Raw genomic sequence first — 19,067 nt, 5'->3', positions numbered from 1 at the left:
CTTGCGGCGGGCGCGACGCGCGACGTGACGATCCGGGTCACGGCAACGGACGCGCATGGCGCCACGGCGGTGAACGACGTCACCGTGACCGTGACGGGCGAGAACGACGCGCCGGTGCTTGCGGCGGCGGGTGCGGCGGCGGTCGAGGATGGGCCTGTGGTCACGCTCGACCTTGCGGCGCTCGGGGCGGACGTTGACAGCGACGACGACGGCACGACGCTCAGCTACGCTGTCACCGGGGTACCCGCCGAGGGCAGCGCCACGATTGCGGGCAGCACGCTCAGCTTCGATCCCGGTGCCGATTTCCAGGACCTTGCGGCGGGCGCGACGCGCGACGTGACGATCCGGGTCACGGCAACGGACGCGCATGGCGCGACCGCCGTGAACGACGTCACCGTGACCGTGACGGGCGAGAACGACGCGCCGGTGATTTCGCTCTCCGATTTTGCCCCCGTCCCCGAGGGCGACGCGGGCGTGTTGTCGAACGTGGTCTTCGACCCGGCCACGGTGCTGACGGCGAGCGATGTCGACACCGCGGAGACGCCGCAGATCGTGCCCGGTTCGCTTTCGATCGCGGCGGCGGGGGACAGTGACACCGGCACCGTGGCCCCGTTCAGCATCGGCGCCACCACGGCGACCGTGGACACGGCGAATTACGATTTCCTCGGGGCAGGGGAGAGCGGGCGCTTCATCCTGAACTTCGATGTGATCTCCGGCACGCAGGTCTCGACGCAGGGCACCGTGATCGAGATCACCGGCGAGAACGACGCGCCGGTGGCCTCGGATGTGGCGGTGAATGCCGATGAGGACGGCCCCGCGATCACGGTCAACGCGGCGGTCTCCGATCCCGATGCCGGGGACACGCGCAGCTTCACGCTCGGCACGTTGGCGACGTCGGGCACGGTGACCGATCTGGGCAACGGGCAGTTTTCCTACGATCCCGACGGCCAGTTCGAAAGCCTCGCCGCCGGCGTCACCACGACGGACAGCTTCACCTACACGGTCGAGGACGCGGCAGGCGAAACTTCGACCGCCACGGTCACCGTCACCGTGGCGGGCGAGAACGACGCGCCGGTGGCCGAGGACCTTTTGGTTTCCGGTGACAATGACGGGCCGATCACCGGCACGGTCCTTGGCTTCGACCCGGATGCGGGCGAGTCGCCCCAGTTCAGCCTTGGCGGCTTGGGTCCGAACGATGGCCAGGTGACCGTTAATTCCGACGGCAGTTTCAGCTATACGCCCGATGAGGGGTTCGCCGGTTTTGACAGTTTCGAGGTCACCGCGAGCGATGGCAGCCTGTCGGATAGTGCGACCGTCACGGTCGCCGTGAACGATCCTGGCCCGCAGGAGGCGCAGGATCGCGGGTTGGGCATTACAATAGACATCGAAAGCGTTGAAGGGCGCCCTGCCGGCAGCGTCAACGTTACCCGCTCCACGGTCGAGGCGACGCCGATCAACCTTGTCTTCGCAATGGATGGATCGGGTAGCTTCGCGGATGAGTTCGCCGACCAGATCACGGCGGTCAAGGATGCGCTCGCAGCACTGGCCGTCGATTTCGACAACCCCAACGCGCCGCAAGTGGACGTGCAGATCGTCGTCTTTGCGAACGGTGCCACCAGCTATGGCAAGAACGGGGTGGATAACCCCGCGAACGGCTTCACGCCGTTCGATCTGGTCCAAGACGCAGCCGCGATCCAGACGGCGCTGGACGGCATAAGCCACCCGGGTGGCGGCACCGACTGGCACGAAGCGATCAACGATGCCAAGGAATTCTTCGATCAGGAGAACACCGTTGGTAATGACGAGGTCGATATCCTCTATTTTATTACCGATGGGCAGCCATCCGGCTCAGACAGCCTGTGGCAGAACGCGATCAAGAGTATCCGGGATGCGCATGATCCAGAGATCTTTACCTTCGGGATTGGCGGCGGCTTCGATCCTACGAAACTGGAACAGACCTTTACCATCGGCGGCACCGATTACCGCTTCGACAGCGATGGCGACGCCAAGACGATCACCGCAGCTTCGGACCTGACCGCTGAAATCCAGGAAACTGGGCTCTTCGCCGCTGAGCTGGTTTCTTTCTCGCTGGAACTGGAGAGTGACGGCACCGATCATGGCGTTATTGCTACCGCGATCGACCCGGACGGCACCGGGTTCACCCTGCCGCTGGCGTCAGTTGCCGGGATAGAAAACATGCTTGGCGAGGTTAATGACTTTGTTGCCACGGCAGTATTCGACCTTGATGGCGATGTCGGTACAACAGGAGATCAGATCACCATCGTCGAGGCCGGGCGCCTTTGGACCCCGGACGGCGCGGTATCGCCGACCAGCTCGGACGGCGCGGATCTTTTGCTGGGTGGCGCGGCTGCGGATACGCTTGACGGTGGTCTGGGCGATGATCTCCTGATCGGTGGCGGTGGAAACGACAGTTTGCTTGGTGGCGGCGGAAACGACCGTATGTTTGGTGGGGCGAATGATGATCTCATCACCCTTGGCGCGCCAGCGGGGACGGTTCTGGCCGACGGCGGCACCGGGCGCGACACGCTTAGGTTCGACATGGCGGGCGATCTGACAAGCGATGTGCTGCCGACGCTGACAATCAACGATATCGAGGCACTGGATATGGAGAACGGGCAGGTCAACAGCCTGTCCCTGACGCTGGCGGATATCGAGGGGCTGTCGTCCGAACGAGATACCGATCTCGAGGCGCTCCTCGGTGGAGCCCTCGCCGATCCCGATAGCGCCACGGTCTACGGAGATCCCGGCGACAGCCTCGAACTGACCAACCCTGACGGGAATATCGTCAGGAATCCGGCCGGGACGGGGCCGGTTACGGACAACGGCACGACCTTCGATATCTACCAGTTCTTTGATGGCTCGAATACGCTGCTTGCCACGCTCGCTGTGGATGATGACGTGAACGTGTCGATGGTGGTAGCCTGAACATCCTTGAGCGGTTTTAGCGCGCCCGGGACCGCCTTGAGGCGCTACTGAAGGGGCGACCTGTTATCGGTCAGGCCCTTACGGGGGGACTGTCATCCTGTTCAATTGGCCTGAAACAGCCACGCATCACGGCTCGTCCACATCCAGAACAAATGTCGACGGTTCTATGGTGTTCTCGATCAAGGAAAGGATTTCTGATCGTATCAGGCCATCCTCTGGATCGAACAGCCCGGTGCGCTTCAGAGCTTGGCGGACATTGATATCGCGGCCCAGATACTCCAATGCAACCTTCGAGGCCCCGGGTTTGCGTCCTCGGCGTGTCGGGCCGCCGGTTTGTATGCCAAGCAGCAGCCCGAGCCTGCTTCGGTGGCTTGGGTAAAGCGTTGCCTGCGTAATGGAATTCACTTCGATCGCTTCGTACTCCAGAATGTAGAGGCGATCAGCAAGGTAGAACAACACGCCTTCATATTTGTTTAGCCCACTCGTGCGTCCGGTTTCCGGGTCGCGCAGAATCTCGATATTCTTCCAGTAATACTTGTCATCCTCCCGGTAGACGAGCGCCAGGGATCGAATGACCTTTCCGTGGTTTCCAAAGGAATAAAAGTAGCGGAAATAATAGCCTACATATTTGTTCAATTCCTGACTGTGCTGATACAGCCGGTCGAGATGGCGCAGGGGCTTGCTCAGCGCTTCCTGCTGGAGCGGCTTGCGTTTCAGTGAAACGATCTCCTGGAATTGCTGCGGCTCCATCAGCAGTTCGGATTCGGATACACCGAAAAAATCACAGATCCGACGCATGTTGTGGCGCGACGGATAGGCATTGCCGGCCAGGTACTTGTTGAACTGCTGACGATTGAAGTCAAGCCTGCGGCAAACCTCTGCAATTGATGGAAAATAGCTGCATAGCAGGGCGAGGTTGTGGCGCAGATCATCAGACATGTCGCATGTGTATAGTGAAGCCCAAATAGCGTCAATTAGCGAAAGGGTGCGAAATTGCGCGCCGCGCGGCGGAGCGTAGGCTCTGGGCAATGACACGCATCCCTGTGATGAACAGCGGCCCGGAGGTAGACGAATGAAGCACGTGGACGTGTTTCCGTATGAGGTAACGGAAATCAGTCATGTGGAAATCCCGATGCCAGACGGCTGCAAGCTGGCCGCGCGCATCTGGATGCCGGAGGGTGCGCCGGATGCGCCGGTGCCCGCGATCCTCGAATACCTTCCCTATCGCAAGAATGATTTCACCACGATGCGCGATGCCTCGATGCAGCCTTACCTCGCCGGGCACGGCTACGCGGTGATCCGGCTCGACCTGCGCGGTGCGGGCGATTCCGAGGGGCTGATGGTGGATGAATACCTGCCTCAGGAATTGCAGGATGGTTGCGACGCCATCGACTGGATCGCGCGGCAGCCGTGGTGCGATGGCAAGGTGGGGATGATCGGCATTTCCTGGGGCGGGTTCAACGGGCTTCAGATCGCGGCCTTGCAACCGCCCGCGCTCAAGGCGGTGGTGACGCTGTGCTCGACCGACGACCGCTATGCCGATGACATCCACTACATGGGCGGCTGTCTCTTGGGCGAACAGTTGAGTTGGGCGTCGATCATGTTCGGGCGCAACACGCTGCCCCCCGATCCGGCCAATGTCGGCGACAGGTGGCGCGACATGTGGCTGGAACGGCTGGAGGGCAGCGGGCTATGGCTCAAGAACTGGCTGGGGCATCAGCGGCGCGACGAATTCTGGCGGCACGGGTCGATCTGCGAGGACTGGTCGCGGGTGCGTGTGCCGGTCTACGCGGTGTCGGGTTGGGCGGACGGGTATTGCCGCAGCGTGTTTCGCCTGATGGAGAACCTTCAAGGCCCGAAAAAGGGTCTGGTCGGCCCTTGGGCGCACCGCTATCCACACCTCGGAGAGCCGGGGCCGGCGATCGGCTTCCTGCAAGAGGAATTGCGCTGGTGGGATCACTGGCTCAAGGGGCAGGATACCGGCATCATGAATGAGCCGATGCTGCGGCTCTTCGTGCAGGAGAGCGTGCCACCACGGGGCCATTACGATTCGCGCCCGGGCCGTTGGATCGCCGAGCCGGAATGGCCCTCGCCGCAGGTCGTGCGCACGCTCTTTCACCTCACACCCGGCGGCGGGCTAAGCCTTGAGTCTCCGGGTGAGAGCGCCGTGTTGACCCATCAAAGCCCCACCGATGTCGGCATGGCCTCGGGCAAGTGGTGCGGCTATGGCGCGCCGGGGGATGCGCCGGTGGATCAGCGGCGCGAGGATGCGGGCAGCCTGTGCTTCGAGATCGAGGTGCCGAAGGAGGGACTGACCTTTGCCGGGGACGCAAATGTGCACCTGCGGCTGAGCGTGGACCGCCCGGTGGCGCAGATCGCGGCGCGGCTGGTGGACGTGCACCCTGACGGGCGCGCGACCCGGCTCTGCTTTGGTGTATTCAACCTCACCCATCGCGGCGGGCACGACCGGCCCGAACCGCTGGTGCCGGGCGAGGTGTATGACGTGACCGTCCCGATGAAGCCCGTGGCGCAGAGCCTGCCCGCGGGGCACCGGCTGCGGCTGGCACTGTCGACCAGCTATTTCCCGATGATCTGGCCAGCCCCCGAGCCGGTGACGCTGAGCATCCATACCGGGGGCAGCGCCCTGGACTTGCCACTGCGCGGACCGTCGCCGCTGGACGATATGCTGCCCGCCTTCGACCCTCCGGTGGCCGGGCCGCCGCCCGTGACCGAGCAGATCATCGAACCCGAGAGCTATTTTCGTATCGTCGAGGATGCGGCAGGCAACGAAATGCAGATGCAGATTGCCGAGGGCGGCGGGGTGACGCGGCTCTTGGCCAACGACATCACCATGCACAAGCAGGGATACGAGACCTATGGCGTGCCGCTTGACGATGTGACGGCTGCGTGGGGACGCACCGAGTGGCACTACGGGCTGAACCGTGGCGACTGGTCCGTGCGCTCGGAGACCCGGACAGAGCTTCGTGCGGACGCGCAGGAGTTCATCGTCACCGCCGAGTTGCGCGCTTGGGAGGGCGACGATCTGGTGGCGGAAAAGCGTTGGGAAGAGCGGATCGCGCGGGATCATGTGTGAGCCGATGTTCGCGAGTTCAGCGTCACTTCGCGCAAGGACGCGAAATAGGCTGACGTGCCTTCGCGTGGCATGATCTGCACAGGTAACAAACAGGGAGAAGACAGAGATGAAACAGACAGGAACCACACGCAGGGGATTTCTTGGCACCACTGCCGTACTTGGGGCGATGGGCCTCGTGCCGGGCTGGCCGACCGCCGCGTTCGCGCAGGGCGGCGGCACGCTTCGGCTGCGCATCGACGGCGACAACAACGTGCTCGATCCGGGCTACATGACAGGCGGCACCGAGATCGAGGCGCAAAAGCAATGCCTGCCCTTCCTCGCGCAATACGCCCGTGCTGGCGACACGTTCACCTGGGAACCCACGTATTTCGTCACCAGGCTGGAGCAGCGCGACGCCACGCATATCGAGTTCGAACTGGCCGAGGGGCTGGTATGGTCAGGCGGCCACGGGCCGGTACAGGCGTCGGATGTCAAGTATTCCTACGAGCGGATGAAGGACAGCGACTGGTCAGGCTATTTCGAGGCGATGGACCATGTCGAGGTGACGGGCGAGCGCAGCGGCACCATCGTCCTGTCGAAGCCCTTCGCACCATTCATCATGATCACGCTATGCCACGGCCCCGGCGCGGTGCTGAGCGAGAAGGCCATGACCGAGGCGGGCGGCAAGTTCACCACGCAGTTTCCGGCGGTCTGCGGCCCATATACCTACGAGGCGACGCCGGGTCAGCGCGCGGTTTTCTCCGCCAACCCCGATTGGAATGGGCCGAAACCGGCCTTCGAGCGGATCGAGTGTAATGTCATCACCGAGGTCAAGGCCGCCGAACTGGCCTTCGAGGCCGGGGAACTGGATTGCACCGAGGTGGGGGCCGACACGCTGGCGCGCTATACCAAGGACATGCCAGAAGGCACCGGCATCGCTGTGGCGGGCGAGCTGCAATACATGTGGATGGGCATGAACACCGAGCATCCCAAGCTGCAGGACATCCGCGTGCGCCAAGCCATTCAGCACGCGGTGGACGTGGATACGATCCTTCAGGGGGCCTATTCGGGGACCACCGCAAAATCCCACGGCATCATCTGCCCCGGCCTCGTCGGGCAACGCGACAGCACCGGCTACGGCTATGACCCTGCCAAGGCGCGCGCGATGCTGGACGAGGCGGGTGTTTCGGGGTTGGAGTTGACGCTGCGCACGCTCAACAACCAGGAGCGGATGCTGGCGGCGCAGATCATCCAGGCCAACCTCGCGGCGGTCGGGATCACCGTAAAGGTGCTGCCGCTCGACAGTGGCCCGTTCTGGGAAATGGGCCAGGAGAGCAAGGGCGACACCTGGCAGGATCTGGAACTGTGGATCATGCGCTTTGGCACCACGCCAGACCCCTACGAGGCGACGCAATGGTTTACTTCCGACCAGGTCGGCGTCTGGAACTGGGAGCGTTGGACGGATGAGGAATTCGACCGCCTCTATCAGGAAGGCATCGACGAGACGGACCTCCAGAAGCGCCACGACATCTACGTGCGGATGCAGGAGATCATGGAGAACACCGGCGCCTATGTCTGGATTAACCATGAGCCTGAGGCCTTCGTGCACAGCACCGACGTGGTGGTGAATGCCGCGCCCTCGGGCGAGCTGAACTACCGCCGCTTCGAACGGGCGTAACCGCACCGCCGCGCGACCGGCCCCGCCAAGGCGCGGGCCGGTCGCCACGCGGGCACCGGTAGGGGAGAGCCTGAGTGCTGTACTATCTCGTCAAGCGACTGGGCCTCTCGGCGATGGTGATCTGCCTCGTCGTGCTGGTGCTCTTTTCGCTGCTGTACCTCATTCCCGGCGACCCGGCGACCATCGCGCTCGGCCCGCGCGCCACGCCCGAGGCCATCGCGCGCTATGCCGCCAAGATGCATCTCGACGAGCCGGTTTGGCGGCAGTTCCTGATTTATATCGGCAACGCGGCCACCGGCGACCTCGGCCTCGACGTGTTCTCGGACCGGCCCGTGACCGCGATTATCATGGAGCGCATCGGCTTCACCCTAGCCCTGGTCTGCGCGGGGATGGGCTGGGCGATGGTGCTGGGCATCCCGCTCGGCTGTCTGGCGGCGGTGCGGCCCAACAGCTGGCTCGACCGGGTGACGGGCGTGCTGTCGGTGGGCACGATCGCGGTGCCCTCATTTCTCGTGTCGATCTGGGCGTTGCTAATTTTCGCTGTGCACCTGCGCTGGTTGCCCGCCATCGGCGCGGGCGAGCCCGGCGATACCGCCGACCAACTGTCGCACCTGGTGCTACCCGCCTTTGCCATCGGGTTGAGCTGGGTCGGGTACCTGGCGCGGATGGTGCGCGCCTCGATGCTCGAGGTGATGGGCGAGAACTATATCCGCTCGGCGCGCGCCTTCGGCCTGCATCCGCAGCGGGTGGTTTTTGGCTATGCGCTGCGCGTGGCTATCCTGCCAACGATCACGCTGATCGGCATGGGCTTTGGCGGGCTGATTTCCTCGACCGTGTTCGCCGAGATCATCTTTGCACGCCCCGGTATCGGCAAGCTCATTTTCGACGCCGTCATGGCGCGCAACTTCCCCATCGTGCAGGGCGCGGTGCTGGTGGCCACCGGCCTCTACATCCTCGTTGTCCTGTTGTCCGACCTCCTCATAGCTTGGTTTGATCCCCGTGTCCGTGAATCGCTCTGACCTCGAAACCGGTCTGCCGCCGGTGGATGCCTCGGGCTTGCCCGACCACCTCGCCGAGTCCGAGCTCCGCGAATCCGCCGCCCGTGAGCGGCGCGAGAAGCTGCGCCTGTTCCTCACCAACTGGCAGGGGTTGACGGGGCTGATCCTCGTGGTCTTGTTCTTTGCCAGTGCGATCTTCGCACCGTGGATCGCGCCCTATGAACCCAATACGCTCGACGTGCCATCGCGCCTGTCGGGGCCGACATGGGAGCACCTGGCGGGCACCGATCAGCTTGGCCGCGATACGCTGTCGCGCATCCTCTACGGCGGGCGCGTCGCGCTCAAGATCGCGGCGATCGGGGTGTCGGTGGCGCTCGTCACCGGACTCATCCTCGGGATGATCGCGGGGCTTGGGCCGCGCTGGCTCGACAGCCTGCTGCTGCTGGTTTTCGACACGGTGCGCGCCTTTCCCACGATCGTTCTGGCGCTGGCCACCGTGGCGCTGACGGGGCCAAGCCTCGGGATGGTTCTGGCCATCGTCATCGTCACCTCGATCCCGCAATACGCGCGGGTGGCGCGTACCTCGACGCTGTCGCTGAAGAACAGCGAATTCATCCTTGCCGAGCGGTCGTTGGGGGCCGGGATGACCCGACTCCTGATGCACCACGTAATGCCCAATGTGGTGGGACCGCTGATGATCCTTGCGGCGATGGACGTGCCTGTGGTGGTGACGGTCGAGGCGGGGCTGAGCTTTCTGGGTCTCGGCGTGCTGCCGCCCACGGCGAGTTGGGGGACGATCCTCAACGAGGGCTATCTGGTGATCCGCGACGCGCCGTGGATGGTCATTGCCGGGGGCATACCACTGATCCTGACAACGCTGGGCTTTACCTTCCTCGGTGAGGCGCTGCGTGACGTTTTCGATCCGCGCATGGGGAAAGGACGCTAGGATGCCAAAGGACATACTTGAGGCGCCCGAAACGCTGCTCGACATCCGCAACCTGTCGGTTGATTTCCGCACGCCGCGCGGGCGCGTCAAGGCGCTGCGCGATATCTCCTTTCCTATCCGGAAGGGCCGCATCGTCGGAATCGTGGGCGAGAGCGGGTCGGGAAAATCCACCGTGCTCTGGGCGTTGCTGGGCCTTTTGGCAGGGAATGGCGAGGTGACCGGTGGCGAGGTGCGCTTTGGTGAGCGCGACCTGCTCCACGCGGGCGAGCCGCAGTTGCGCGCCATTCGGGGCGAGGAAATCTCGGTCGTGTTCCAGGACCCGATGACCAGCCAGATCCCGGTGCTGACCTACGGGCGGCAGATGCGCGACATCCTCTACCGGCGGCCAAACCTCTCGACCGCCGAGAAACGGCGTATGGCGGTGGAGATGCTGGGCAAGGTGGGCATCCCTGACCCCGACAAGCGGATCGACCAGTACCCACATCATTTCTCCGGCGGGATGCGGCAGCGTGCGGGCATCGCGATGGCGTTGCTCACGGGGCCGCAGCTACTTTTGGCGGACGAGCCGACGACGGCGCTCGACGTGACGATGGAAGCGCAGATCATCCACCTGTTGCAAGACCTTCAAAAGGAACTGGACGCGACGGTGGTCGTCGTGTCCCACAACTTGGGTCTGATCGCAGAACTCTGTGACGACGTGGTTGTCATGTATGCTGGCGAGGTGGTCGAGGCGGGCGCGGTGCGCGAGATATTCCACAACGCGCAACACCCCTATACCCGTGCGCTGCTGGAATGCGATCCGGCGCGGATCGACGACGTGTCGCGCAAGCTGCCGGTCATTCCTGGCGACATACCAGACCTGACCAGGCCGCTTTCGGGCTGCATCTATGCGCCGCGGTGCCAGAAGGCGCTGCCGGTCTGCCGCGAGACGCAGCCGCCGGATGTCGCTCGTGGCGAGATGAGCCTTGCCCGCTGTCATCTGCTGGACGGCCCGCATCGCGATCCGGACTGGCCACCGCCGCCGGACGTGATGACCGTGGGGCAGGGCGAGGCGAGTGCCGGCAAACCTGCCCGCGCCAAGCGCGACGATCCGCTGCTGGAGGTTTCGGACCTGAACGTGCAGTTCGAGACCGTGGGCCCGCTGCGCGCGCGGCTCAAGGGACTCGAAAAACGCCATGTCGATGCGGTGCTCGACGTGAGCCTCTCGGTCGCGCCAGGCGAGACCGTGGGGCTGGTGGGCGAGAGCGGCTCGGGTAAGACGACGCTGGGGCGCACGGTGCTCAACCTCGTGGCCGCGCAATCGGGCAGCGTGCGCTTTGAGGGGCGCGAGATCCGCAACATGCCCGAGGGCCGTTTCAAACCGCTGCGCCGCGACATGGCGATGATGTTCCAGGACCCGGTCGGGTCGCTCTCACCGCGCAAGTCGGTGCGCGCGCTCATCACCGAACCGTTCCAGATCCACGGGATCACCGGGGTTGATCTGGATGCCGAAGCCGAACGGCTGGCCGAGATGGTGCGCCTGCCCAAGCCCTTCCTGTCGCGTTACCCGCACGAGCTGTCGGGCGGGCAGGCGCGGCGCGTGGGCGTGGCGCGGGCGCTGGCACTCAACCCCAAGCTCATCATCGCCGACGAGCCGACAGCGGGCCTTGACGTGTCGGTGCAGGGGGAAATCCTCAACCTCATGGCCGATCTTCAGGCCGAGCACGGGCTGGGATACCTCATCATCACTCACAACCTGCCTGTGGTGCGCCACATCGCCGACCGGTTGGCGATCATGTACCTGGGCCGCATCGTCGAAGAGGGCCGCACCGCCGAGGTATTCGCCCGTCCGGTGCATCCCTACACCCGCGCGCTTGTCGAAGGCGTGCCGCAGCCCGACCCCGACCGCCGCCGGGTACACGTGTCGATCTCGGGCGAGGTGCCCAGCCTGCTCAACAGGCCCAAGGGGTGTGACTTCGCAGGGCGTTGCCCGCTGGCACAAGATCGCTGCCGGGCCGAGAAACCATCCCATGTGACCATGCCGGATGGGCGTCGCCATGCCTGCCATTTCCCGCTGGCCTGACCCTCGGACAAAAGAGACACATACATGAGTTACGGCATCTATATCGGGCGCAATCATTCGGCTGATGGCATCGCATACCTCGCGGGATACGGCGACGAGCCGAGCAGCCATTGGCTGGAAATCTGCCCGCGTGCGCAGCATCCCGACGGCACGTTCATCACGGTGGGTGTGACGCCACAGGCCGACATGCCCGGTCGTTTGACCGAAATACCCCAGGCTCCGGAAACCCTGCGCAATATGCGGGTGAGCTACAGTTATTACCTCGGCGTGCCCGCTCCGCTGACCAATGGCGGGTTGAACGAACGCGGCGTGGCGGTGCGTGACATCTGGTCCACCTCGCGCGCCGAGCTGATCGCGATGACGCCAAAAAACCAGACCGGACCAAACTATTCCGACCTTGCCCGCATCGTCATCGAGCGCGCACTCAGCGCGCGCGAGGGTGTAGAGCTGATCGGAGACCTGATCGCAAAGCACGGCTATTCCACTTATGGCGGCAATTCCCACATCATCGCCGACCCGGAAGAGGCGTGGGTGGTGATCGAGTTTGCCGGAGGCCGCGGCCTGTGGTGTGCCGAGCGGCTGGGCCCTGACAGCATCCGTGCCTCGCGCCCGGGGTATATCGGCGAAGTACCGGACGCGCCTGACAAGAACTTCCTGTTTCCGATACATTTCTTCGACACGGCCCGTGAAATGGGCTGGTGGTCGCCGGGTGATGGTCCTTTTCATGTCAACCACGTCTATGGCGACGGCAAGCATCGCTGGGACGGGGTTGCCTGGATCGAGGATGAAATGCGCCAACGTGCAGCGCGCCCTGAAAAAATTGGGCTGGCAGACGTGTTCTGGTCTATCAGCAGCGAACGGCTGACTGGCGATACCGCCGGCTATGGCCAGGTCGTGCCCCTGACGCATCCATCGCACGACGCGTTGCGCATGATGTGGCACGCACCGATCGGCCCTGTCACCGCGCCACTCCTGCCGGTTTTTCTCGGTCAGGACACGGTGCCTCCGGCCTGGCGCCAGCACCGGTACCTGACAACCGGCGAAAGCCACCGCTTCCTTGATCTCCGCAAGGAAGACAAGGGTCCCGACACGGTTTCTCTGGTCCCGCAGGGTATCGAGACCGGGCCGTCGGCCGTCCATGAATTCAAGCGGCTGATGCATCTCGCCTTTCAGAAACCGGATCCCGTCCTGGACGAGATATGGACACACTGGCGTGCGATCGAGGCCAACGTAAACGCGGAGTTGCCGGACGTGCTGCGCGCGGCATCGGTCCTGCTGGACGCGGGCGAGCAGGCGCTCGCATCGCAAGTGCTGACCGAGTTCAGCCAGGCACGCTTCGCCATGGCGCTGGCCGATTGCCGGGCGCTCGCTGATGCGGCACATGCCAGGCTCAGCGCTCTGGGAGCGTTGAACATGACAGACCAACCCCTGTCACCGGATCAGATCTGGTAACGCAGCGCCGTTTGACAATCCCGACGACATTTTCACACGTGATCGGCGTTGCCACATAAATCCGTCTTACGGCGTGACATTCCTTTTCCCGTAGAATTCAGGCCATGTGGACGATTTCCAACGTGCACGCGCCAGCGTCGGTCTCTGATGCAGGGACCGCGTCTCGCTGGCTCATGCGGTAGAATGCATAGAGCGCGATGGTTGCGAAGGAGCCGCCAAGCACGACCCAAAATGCGAACGGGCCGAGAACATTCATGGCAAAGCCCATGTCCAGCGGGCCAGTGATGGCCCCCAAAAGCCGAAGGTGAAGACGAGACCACCCGATCCGAGGGCAGCGAGGCAATAGAGTGGCGAATAGGCGTCGCCCTTGCGGGGGAGAGTGAGCATGACATCTGCCTCCTTGCAAGTCTGCGTGCCAGCCTTGGCCCACCAGTCACGCAGCGCAGTCACATTCTAAGATGTAATATGATGACACGCGCCGCGCGCCTTGATTTATATCGGCCGCGCGGTCGAGGCCCTGCCGTCCTTTCAGGATCCAAGCGCGGCGTGCGCCCGGTTCAGAACGTCCCGGACATCGCCGCTGGACTCGACGCGCACCCAGTCCGTCGCCCCCTCGCCGGAGGCCAGTTGCCGCAGCACCACCGTTTCATCGGCATCCGAGGCATCACCCTGGCGTGCCGATACGCGCGACACAAGCGTGTCCCGATCCGCGTGCAGCCAGAGCCCGGAGAACCGCACCTCCCGTTGCCGCGCAAGTTCGGCGAGCGCCTGGCGCTCCTCCTCGCGGGCAAAGACCGCGTCGAAGATCACGGAATGTCCGGCGCGCAGGGACCGGTCGGCTTGCGCGAGCAGCCGGGCGTAGACTTGCTTGCCAGCGGTCTCGGAATAGGCGCTCTGCGGCAGGCCAGAAAGCGGATCGACCCCGAACATTGCCTTGCGTTCGAGGTCGCTGCGCAGGTGGATCGCGCCGGGCATCGGGGCGATCGACGGCGCAAGTTGCAGGGCCAGGGTGGTCTTGCCGGTGCCCGAATACCCGCCAACCGCAACGAGACGGGGCGCGGGAGGCGAGAGGTAATCGAGCGCGTGATCGAGATAGGCTTGGGCCTCGGCGATGCCGGAATCGGGCGGGCCGTCCTCCAGCCGCGCCGCCTGCACCGTGACCATCGCCCGGATGCCCGCCCTAAGCCCCAGGAAGAGCGGCAGCAGGGCCAGCCCGTCGAAATGGTCAGGCTCGCGCGCCCGGTAGAGGTAGGCGTCGAGCACGGCATGCGCCGCCTCGTGGAGGTCGCGATGCAAGAGGTCCATGATCGCGAAAGCGAGGTCGTAGAGCACGTCGAGCGTGGCAAGGCGCTCGTCGAATTCGAGCGCGTCGAAGAGCACCGGCCTGTCGTCGAGCAACACCATGTTGCCCAAGTGCAGATCGCCATGGCCGCGCCGGATATGCCCCGCGCGCCCCCGCGCAGACAGGAGCACCGCGTTGCGCGCGATTTCGGTCGCGATGCAGTCATGGAAACGCTCGATGCGCCCTTCGCCAAGGGCATCCGTCATCCCTCCGAGCGCTGCGTTCAGGTCGGCGGCGGCCGTGCGCGCCAGCGTGCGGCCATCCTCGTGCCGCGTCTCCGCGCCGGCGTGATAGTCCGCGATGGCCGCGCCAATTTCTTCGGCCAGGGTCCGGTCGATCCCGCCGCGAGCGGCCACCGCCGTCATCTCCGCGCCTTCGGGAAAGCGGCGCATGTGCAGACACCATTCGACCGGCTCGCCGTCACCGTTCAGTTCGAGACGGCCATCGGCACGCCGGGTCAGCGGCACGAGACCGCGGTAAACTTCTGGCGCAGCCGACTTGTTGATGTCCAATTCGCGGCGCAGCATGGCCTCGCGTTTTTTGGGTGTCGAGAAATCGAGATAGTCGTAGACGACCGGGCGCTTCACCTTGTACGCCGAGTCCCCGGCAAGAAACACCATCGCGGCGTGGGTTCGCACCGTTTCCACCTCGGTCTCCAAGCCGTGGGTTTTCGGGTCGGAGAGGGCCTCCACGATCTCTTCGAATGCCATGCGCTGCTCCTTGCAACAGGTTTTCGCGCCCTGGATACCCTGGCCTGACCCCGGCCGCGTTGATGCACATTAAGCTGTGGCGGACAGGGCACCGAAAGGCCATGCGCCACGTCAATCCGGTGCGGCCCCGTCCGAAGAAGTCTGGTGCCTGTATTGCTGATACTGAGCGCGATGGGACACATCGCGACCCTGCCAAAACGAAGAGAGCCCGACTTGCCCTCGCGTGAAGAACCTGATCTAGACTGATCCGATAAGTTGATTGGAGGGGACGATGTCGGGCGAACCTGAACGCATTACGCTTCCTGCTCGCAGTGGTCGGGCCGCGCGGCTTTCGGCGGGCGAGGCCATCCAGATCATCAATACTCATGGTGCCCAGGTTGTCGACACCTGGGTCTTCAATGCCGAGGATACCAAAGAGTTCCTCTCGAACGAGCACATGCGCCCGACTCTGGGCAAGCTGTGGCCCGGAAAGGGGGATGCCCTCATCACGAACCGGCGCCGCCCGATCATGACGATGGAAGAAGACACCTCTCCGGGCCGGCATGACACGCTGATCGCTGCCTGTGACGATTACCGCTACGGGCTTCTGGGCTGTAGCGACTATCACGACAATTGTACCGACAATCTGTTCGCTGCCATGCGGCGGATCGGTATCGATATCCGCGAGTGTCCGAGTCCGCTGAACCTCTGGATGAACATTCCCGTGGCGGAGGACGGAACCACCAGCTGGGGAGAGCCGTTGTCGCGCCCCGGCGACTACGTCATCTTGCGGGCCCGGATGAATTGCGTGGTGGCGATGTCGGCCTGTCCGCAGGACATCCTTCCGATCAATGGCGCGGCCTGCTGTCCGACAGAGGCGCATTATCGCGTCCTGCCCCGGACCGCCTGAGCAAGCGACCTGCGAAATCACGGCTCTCGCAAACGCGGAGGCTCAGCGCGGCAAATCGACGTGTTGATGGCCACGAGTGCCTTCAGGAGCCCGACTAGCTTGTCGCAGTAGTCCGCAAAACGCCAATGCCGCGGCTGGCGGGACGGGTAAGAGGTCCGGTTCCGTAATCCGGCTTCCAAGATACGTTGCGCGTTAACCAGCTCAGAAGTGGTGGCGACCGGCAGGCATCAATCTGTCAGGACACGTTATCTAACATATTGAATTTAATGAATTGTAATATTTTGCGTGTAGCAAAATGTGTAGCAAAACGACGGAGGTTCGACTGTCCCCAAGCTGGGTTTTGTCTGGACTTCGATCTTCGCTTCGGTCTGCCTCGTCACTCACCTCCTAGGTCATGTTGACAAATGGCGTATCCATAGACGGATCGAGGTGATGTCGATGAAGCCGAGGAAGCTCTCGGCGGTCTTGTCGTAGCGGGTTGCGGCTGACCTGCCACTGAACTTTCATCCACCCGGAACCAGTGGTCCGCCCCCGAACCTTCTACCGCCGTTGGCGAGAGTTTTCCGGCTTCATGGAAGGCTACATCCAGCACTTCGGAACGGAAGAGCAGCCCGACCTGCCCACCCGCTCCGTCTTCGAGGTGGCTGGCCTTGCCAACCCGGCCTGGCTGGTCGAAATCGAAGTCGTTGCGGTGAGACCCTGAACGGATCGCGGGCAATCGCTCGATCCGCTCGTCCACCGGTGGGGAAGCCAGCACATTGTCGCCTTGCCCGACAGCGCTTGCAGGGGTTGCCTCGAGCTGGGTGAGTAGAAACGCGAAATTTTATGAACCCACATTCTTCGTGATTGTGCTAAATTCGATTCTGGCGATGGTGTTCACGTTGCCCTGCCCATAGCTCGCGGCCACACCGCGAACCGTAGCCCCACGCTTAAGATTCCCCACCACAATTTCCAGTTTGAGTGCATAAGCGTTTAGCACCCTAGCCGCACGACGTTTGCGGCACCGGTCGCAACCGTCACGTAATCCGCCCAAGCCTGCATGACAGGGCGGCGACGCTCGAGCATGTCAGAGCGGGCGTATGACCGCTCCACCCGTCCGCCGATGGTGTGGGCGAGCACCGTTTCCGAGACTTCCCAGCCTGTCGCATCGGTGTCCTGGACCCAAGTTCGGAAGCTGGTTCGGAACCCGTGCGGCCGACCAGATTCGCCCATGTCGCGCATGAATTTCGAGAGGCCAGCATCGCTCACGGGATTGCCGCTGTAGACCGCGAACAAGTAGTCCCCGCCGAGTGCCCTGCGCGCCTCGACGATCTCCATCGCGGCGTCTGATAGCGGCACTCTGAAATCCCGCACCTTGCCCACCTGACCCTTCATGCGCTCGGCGGGCACGGTCCACACGTCGCCCTCTATCTCGTAGAAGCGTGCGCCGCGACATCCCGAGGCGCGCACCAGCGTCAGGATCATGAAGCGGAGGCAGGCGGCGGTGGTGCCGCGTCCCTCGAGCCGCGCGAAGAGGTCAGGGATGTCCTGCCACGGTGTAGCCGGGATGGGCTCCGGCGTGTGGATCACTGCGCCAAGCATGTGCTGCGCCGCCTCGACGGTGAAGGGGTCGCAGTCGTAGCCCATGAGCTTGCCCTGCCGGAACACGATTCGAAGCCGCTGGATCGCCTTCTCGGCAGTGGGGTGCTTTGTCCGCCAGATCGGGGCGAGCACGGCCTTGAGGTCGTGCTGTCGGATGGTGCTGATGGGCTTGCGGCCGATCTTCGGGAAGATGTGCCGCTCCAACGGTGAGAGCCATCGGCCCGCTTTGCCATCGTTTCTGAGCGTTGCCTTGCGCGACTCGAGTACGTCGCGAGCCAGCGTCTCGAGTGTTGGATCGTCGCGCTCGATCTCGGCCCGGGCGGCCTCGATCTCGGCGCGCCGCTCAGTGATCGGATCGCGCCCCTGGGTGAGCACCGACGCCCATTTGTCGCGCTGGGCGCGCGCGTCGGCAAGGCTCACATCCGGCCAGGTGCCAAGCCCCATCTGCCGCCGTTTGCCCGCGAAGGAATAGCGCCACACCCACTTTCCGGCGCCGTCGCCCTTGTGCAGCTCGAGGCCCTTGCCGTCGCCGAGCCTGCCCGGCCCGGCCTTGCGGATCGCTACCGCGGTGAGGTTCCCCATGATCTGGTCCGCCATCTGGTCCGCCATCTGGTCCGCCACCGTGACGTCGGATTGCGTCACGCCGGGCCGGTCCCCGCCGGACGGCATCGGACAGACCCCGGCGAAAGGTTGGCGCGCCTAAAGCGCGCGGCCAACAGCATTGGACGGTATCGGACAAGACTTCCACGCAGGCCGCCCGCACCACGGCCTTGTGGTTGAGGCCTCGTGGTTGAGGCCTTGTGGTTGAAGCCATGAGGGTCACCATGCCGGGCCGGGCGGCGGCCTGTACCCGGATCAATCCCCGAGCCACTTGTACATCACCCGCGCATCCACGAGGCCCTCGGTGGGATGCTGAAACGCGCGCGGCAGGCGGCCCACCGTCTCAAACTCCAGATCCTCCCACAGCGCGATGGCGCCGCGATTGGTCTCGACCACGAAATTGAACTGCATCGCGAGGTAGCCCATGGCGCGCGCCTCGTCCTGCGAATGCAGGCACATCGCCCGTGCGAGGCCGCGCCCGCGCGCCGCCTCGCTCACCATGAAGCCCGCGTTGCAGACATGCGCGCCGCCGCCCGGCTGATTGGTCTTGATGTAATAGGTGCCCAGAACCTCGCCCGCGATCTCGGCCACGTAGGTGGCGCGCGGCACCTCCATCCAGAGCGCGCGCACCGCCTCGCGGGTGAGGCCGGGCTCTATGGTATAGGTGTCACCGGCGCGGATCACGCCGCGCAGGATAGGCCACAGCGCAGTGAAATCCGCGTCGCGCGCGTATCGGATGGTGATCTCCACCCCGGTATCCATGATGCCTGGCTCCCCGCTTGTCCCATGG

The 19,067-nt window shown here is 64.1% G+C and carries 15 protein-coding genes and 1 pseudogene; 9 read left to right on the top strand and 7 right to left on the bottom strand.

Going from position 1 to position 19,067, the window contains the following annotated elements:
- On the top strand, positions 1-2,946 hold a 2,946-nt coding region (locus CRJ03_RS09580; protein ID WP_129590267.1), incomplete at its 5' end, for a cadherin-like domain-containing protein.
- A 126-nt stretch (positions 2,947-3,072) separates the two neighbouring features.
- Here the strand turns inward: CRJ03_RS09580 and CRJ03_RS09575 are convergent.
- Complete coding sequence (locus tag CRJ03_RS09575) at positions 3,073-3,885, bottom strand: helix-turn-helix domain-containing protein (protein WP_104018648.1); 813 nt, start codon at positions 3,883-3,885, stop codon at positions 3,073-3,075.
- A 133-nt stretch (positions 3,886-4,018) separates the two neighbouring features.
- Between CRJ03_RS09575 and CRJ03_RS09570 the strand changes: the two genes are divergently transcribed.
- The 6 genes from CRJ03_RS09570 to CRJ03_RS09545 all read left to right on the top strand — a co-directional run bounded on the left by CRJ03_RS09570 (position 4,019) and on the right by CRJ03_RS09545 (position 13,155).
- On the top strand, positions 4,019-6,040 hold the full coding sequence (locus tag CRJ03_RS09570) for a CocE/NonD family hydrolase (protein WP_104018647.1): 2,022 nt from the start codon (positions 4,019-4,021) through the stop codon (positions 6,038-6,040).
- A 106-nt stretch (positions 6,041-6,146) separates the two neighbouring features.
- Complete coding sequence (locus CRJ03_RS09565) at positions 6,147-7,697, top strand: ABC transporter substrate-binding protein (protein WP_104018646.1); 1,551 nt, start codon at positions 6,147-6,149, stop codon at positions 7,695-7,697.
- Between the two features lie 74 nt (positions 7,698-7,771).
- Complete coding sequence (locus CRJ03_RS09560; RefSeq protein WP_104018645.1) at positions 7,772-8,716, top strand: ABC transporter permease; 945 nt, start codon at positions 7,772-7,774, stop codon at positions 8,714-8,716.
- Entirely contained in the window at positions 8,703-9,641 is a 939-nt protein-coding gene (locus tag CRJ03_RS09555; protein ID WP_240611630.1) for an ABC transporter permease, read from the top strand. Before CRJ03_RS09560 ends, CRJ03_RS09555 begins: the two co-directional genes overlap by 14 nt.
- A gap of 1 nt (position 9,642) precedes the next feature.
- The gene (locus CRJ03_RS09550) at positions 9,643-11,703 is read left to right on the top strand and encodes a dipeptide ABC transporter ATP-binding protein (protein ID WP_104018644.1); all 2,061 of its coding nucleotides are present in this window, start codon (positions 9,643-9,645) and stop codon (positions 11,701-11,703) included.
- A 24-nt stretch (positions 11,704-11,727) separates the two neighbouring features.
- Positions 11,728-13,155: a C69 family dipeptidase gene (locus CRJ03_RS09545; protein WP_104018643.1), complete on the top strand. Its 1,428-nt coding sequence runs from the start codon at positions 11,728-11,730 to the stop codon at positions 13,153-13,155.
- A gap of 97 nt (positions 13,156-13,252) precedes the next feature.
- Here CRJ03_RS09545 and CRJ03_RS20680 read toward each other — a convergent pair whose 3' ends face one another.
- The 3 genes from CRJ03_RS20680 to CRJ03_RS09535 form a co-directional block, all read right to left on the bottom strand.
- Positions 13,253-13,411, bottom strand: coding sequence for a hypothetical protein (locus CRJ03_RS20680; protein ID WP_439126632.1), 159 nt, complete (start codon positions 13,409-13,411; stop codon positions 13,253-13,255).
- Entirely contained in the window at positions 13,408-13,542 is a 135-nt protein-coding gene (locus tag CRJ03_RS20675; protein WP_439126631.1) for a hypothetical protein, read from the bottom strand. The genes CRJ03_RS20680 and CRJ03_RS20675 overlap by 4 nt, the downstream gene beginning before the upstream one ends.
- 141 nt (positions 13,543-13,683) lie before the next feature.
- A complete protein-coding gene (locus tag CRJ03_RS09535; protein ID WP_104018642.1) occupies positions 13,684-15,207 on the bottom strand; it encodes a bifunctional aminoglycoside phosphotransferase/ATP-binding protein in 1,524 nt (507 codons plus the stop codon).
- A 271-nt stretch (positions 15,208-15,478) separates the two neighbouring features.
- Here CRJ03_RS09535 and CRJ03_RS09530 point away from each other — a divergent pair, with 271 nt between their 5' ends.
- Entirely contained in the window at positions 15,479-16,096 is a 618-nt protein-coding gene (locus tag CRJ03_RS09530; RefSeq protein WP_104018641.1) for a DUF1989 domain-containing protein, read from the top strand.
- A 392-nt stretch (positions 16,097-16,488) separates the two neighbouring features.
- Here the strand turns inward: CRJ03_RS09530 and CRJ03_RS09525 are convergent.
- Positions 16,489-16,593 (bottom strand): annotated as a pseudogene (locus CRJ03_RS09525) (IS5/IS1182 family transposase); the annotation flags it as partial.
- Positions 16,594-16,616: 23 nt separating this feature from the next.
- Here CRJ03_RS09525 and CRJ03_RS09520 point away from each other — a divergent pair.
- A complete protein-coding gene (locus CRJ03_RS09520; RefSeq protein ID WP_104018640.1) occupies positions 16,617-16,799 on the top strand; it encodes a Rid family hydrolase in 183 nt (60 codons plus the stop codon).
- 269 nt (positions 16,800-17,068) lie between these two features.
- Here CRJ03_RS09520 and CRJ03_RS09515 read toward each other — a convergent pair whose 3' ends face one another.
- A complete protein-coding gene (locus CRJ03_RS09515) occupies positions 17,069-18,346 on the bottom strand; it encodes a tyrosine-type recombinase/integrase (RefSeq protein ID WP_240611628.1) in 1,278 nt (425 codons plus the stop codon).
- Positions 18,347-18,532: 186 nt separating this feature from the next.
- Positions 18,533-19,039, bottom strand: coding sequence for a GNAT family N-acetyltransferase (locus CRJ03_RS09510; protein WP_104018639.1), 507 nt, complete (start codon positions 19,037-19,039; stop codon positions 18,533-18,535).
- Between the last annotated feature and the right edge of the window lie 28 nt (positions 19,040-19,067).

The sequence above is a fragment of the Roseovarius nitratireducens genome (assembly GCF_002925845.1).
GTDB lineage: Bacteria > Pseudomonadota > Alphaproteobacteria > Rhodobacterales > Rhodobacteraceae > Roseovarius > Roseovarius nitratireducens.
This window is presented reverse-complemented; position numbering and strand designations above follow the sequence as displayed.

Excerpts from the sequence above, each read along its gene's own strand:
- CRJ03_RS09515 (WP_240611628.1), bottom strand. The coding sequence starts at position 18,346 with ATGCCGTCCGGCGGGGACCGGCCCGGCGTGACGCAATCCGACGTCACG.
- CRJ03_RS09550 (WP_104018644.1), top strand. The coding sequence starts at position 9,643 with ATGCCAAAGGACATACTTGAGGCGCCCGAAACGCTGCTCGACATCCGC.
- CRJ03_RS09570 (WP_104018647.1), top strand. The coding sequence starts at position 4,019 with ATGAAGCACGTGGACGTGTTTCCGTATGAGGTAACGGAAATCAGTCAT.
- CRJ03_RS20680 (WP_439126632.1), bottom strand. The coding sequence starts at position 13,411 with ATGAATGTTCTCGGCCCGTTCGCATTTTGGGTCGTGCTTGGCGGCTCC.
- CRJ03_RS09510 (WP_104018639.1), bottom strand. The coding sequence starts at position 19,039 with ATGGATACCGGGGTGGAGATCACCATCCGATACGCGCGCGACGCGGAT.
- CRJ03_RS20675 (WP_439126631.1), bottom strand. The coding sequence starts at position 13,542 with ATGCTCACTCTCCCCCGCAAGGGCGACGCCTATTCGCCACTCTATTGC.
- CRJ03_RS09575 (WP_104018648.1), bottom strand. The coding sequence starts at position 3,885 with ATGTCTGATGATCTGCGCCACAACCTCGCCCTGCTATGCAGCTATTTT.
- CRJ03_RS09535 (WP_104018642.1), bottom strand. The coding sequence starts at position 15,207 with ATGGCATTCGAAGAGATCGTGGAGGCCCTCTCCGACCCGAAAACCCAC.
- CRJ03_RS09565 (WP_104018646.1), top strand. The coding sequence starts at position 6,147 with ATGAAACAGACAGGAACCACACGCAGGGGATTTCTTGGCACCACTGCC.
- CRJ03_RS09530 (WP_104018641.1), top strand. The coding sequence starts at position 15,479 with ATGTCGGGCGAACCTGAACGCATTACGCTTCCTGCTCGCAGTGGTCGG.
- CRJ03_RS09545 (WP_104018643.1), top strand. The coding sequence starts at position 11,728 with ATGAGTTACGGCATCTATATCGGGCGCAATCATTCGGCTGATGGCATC.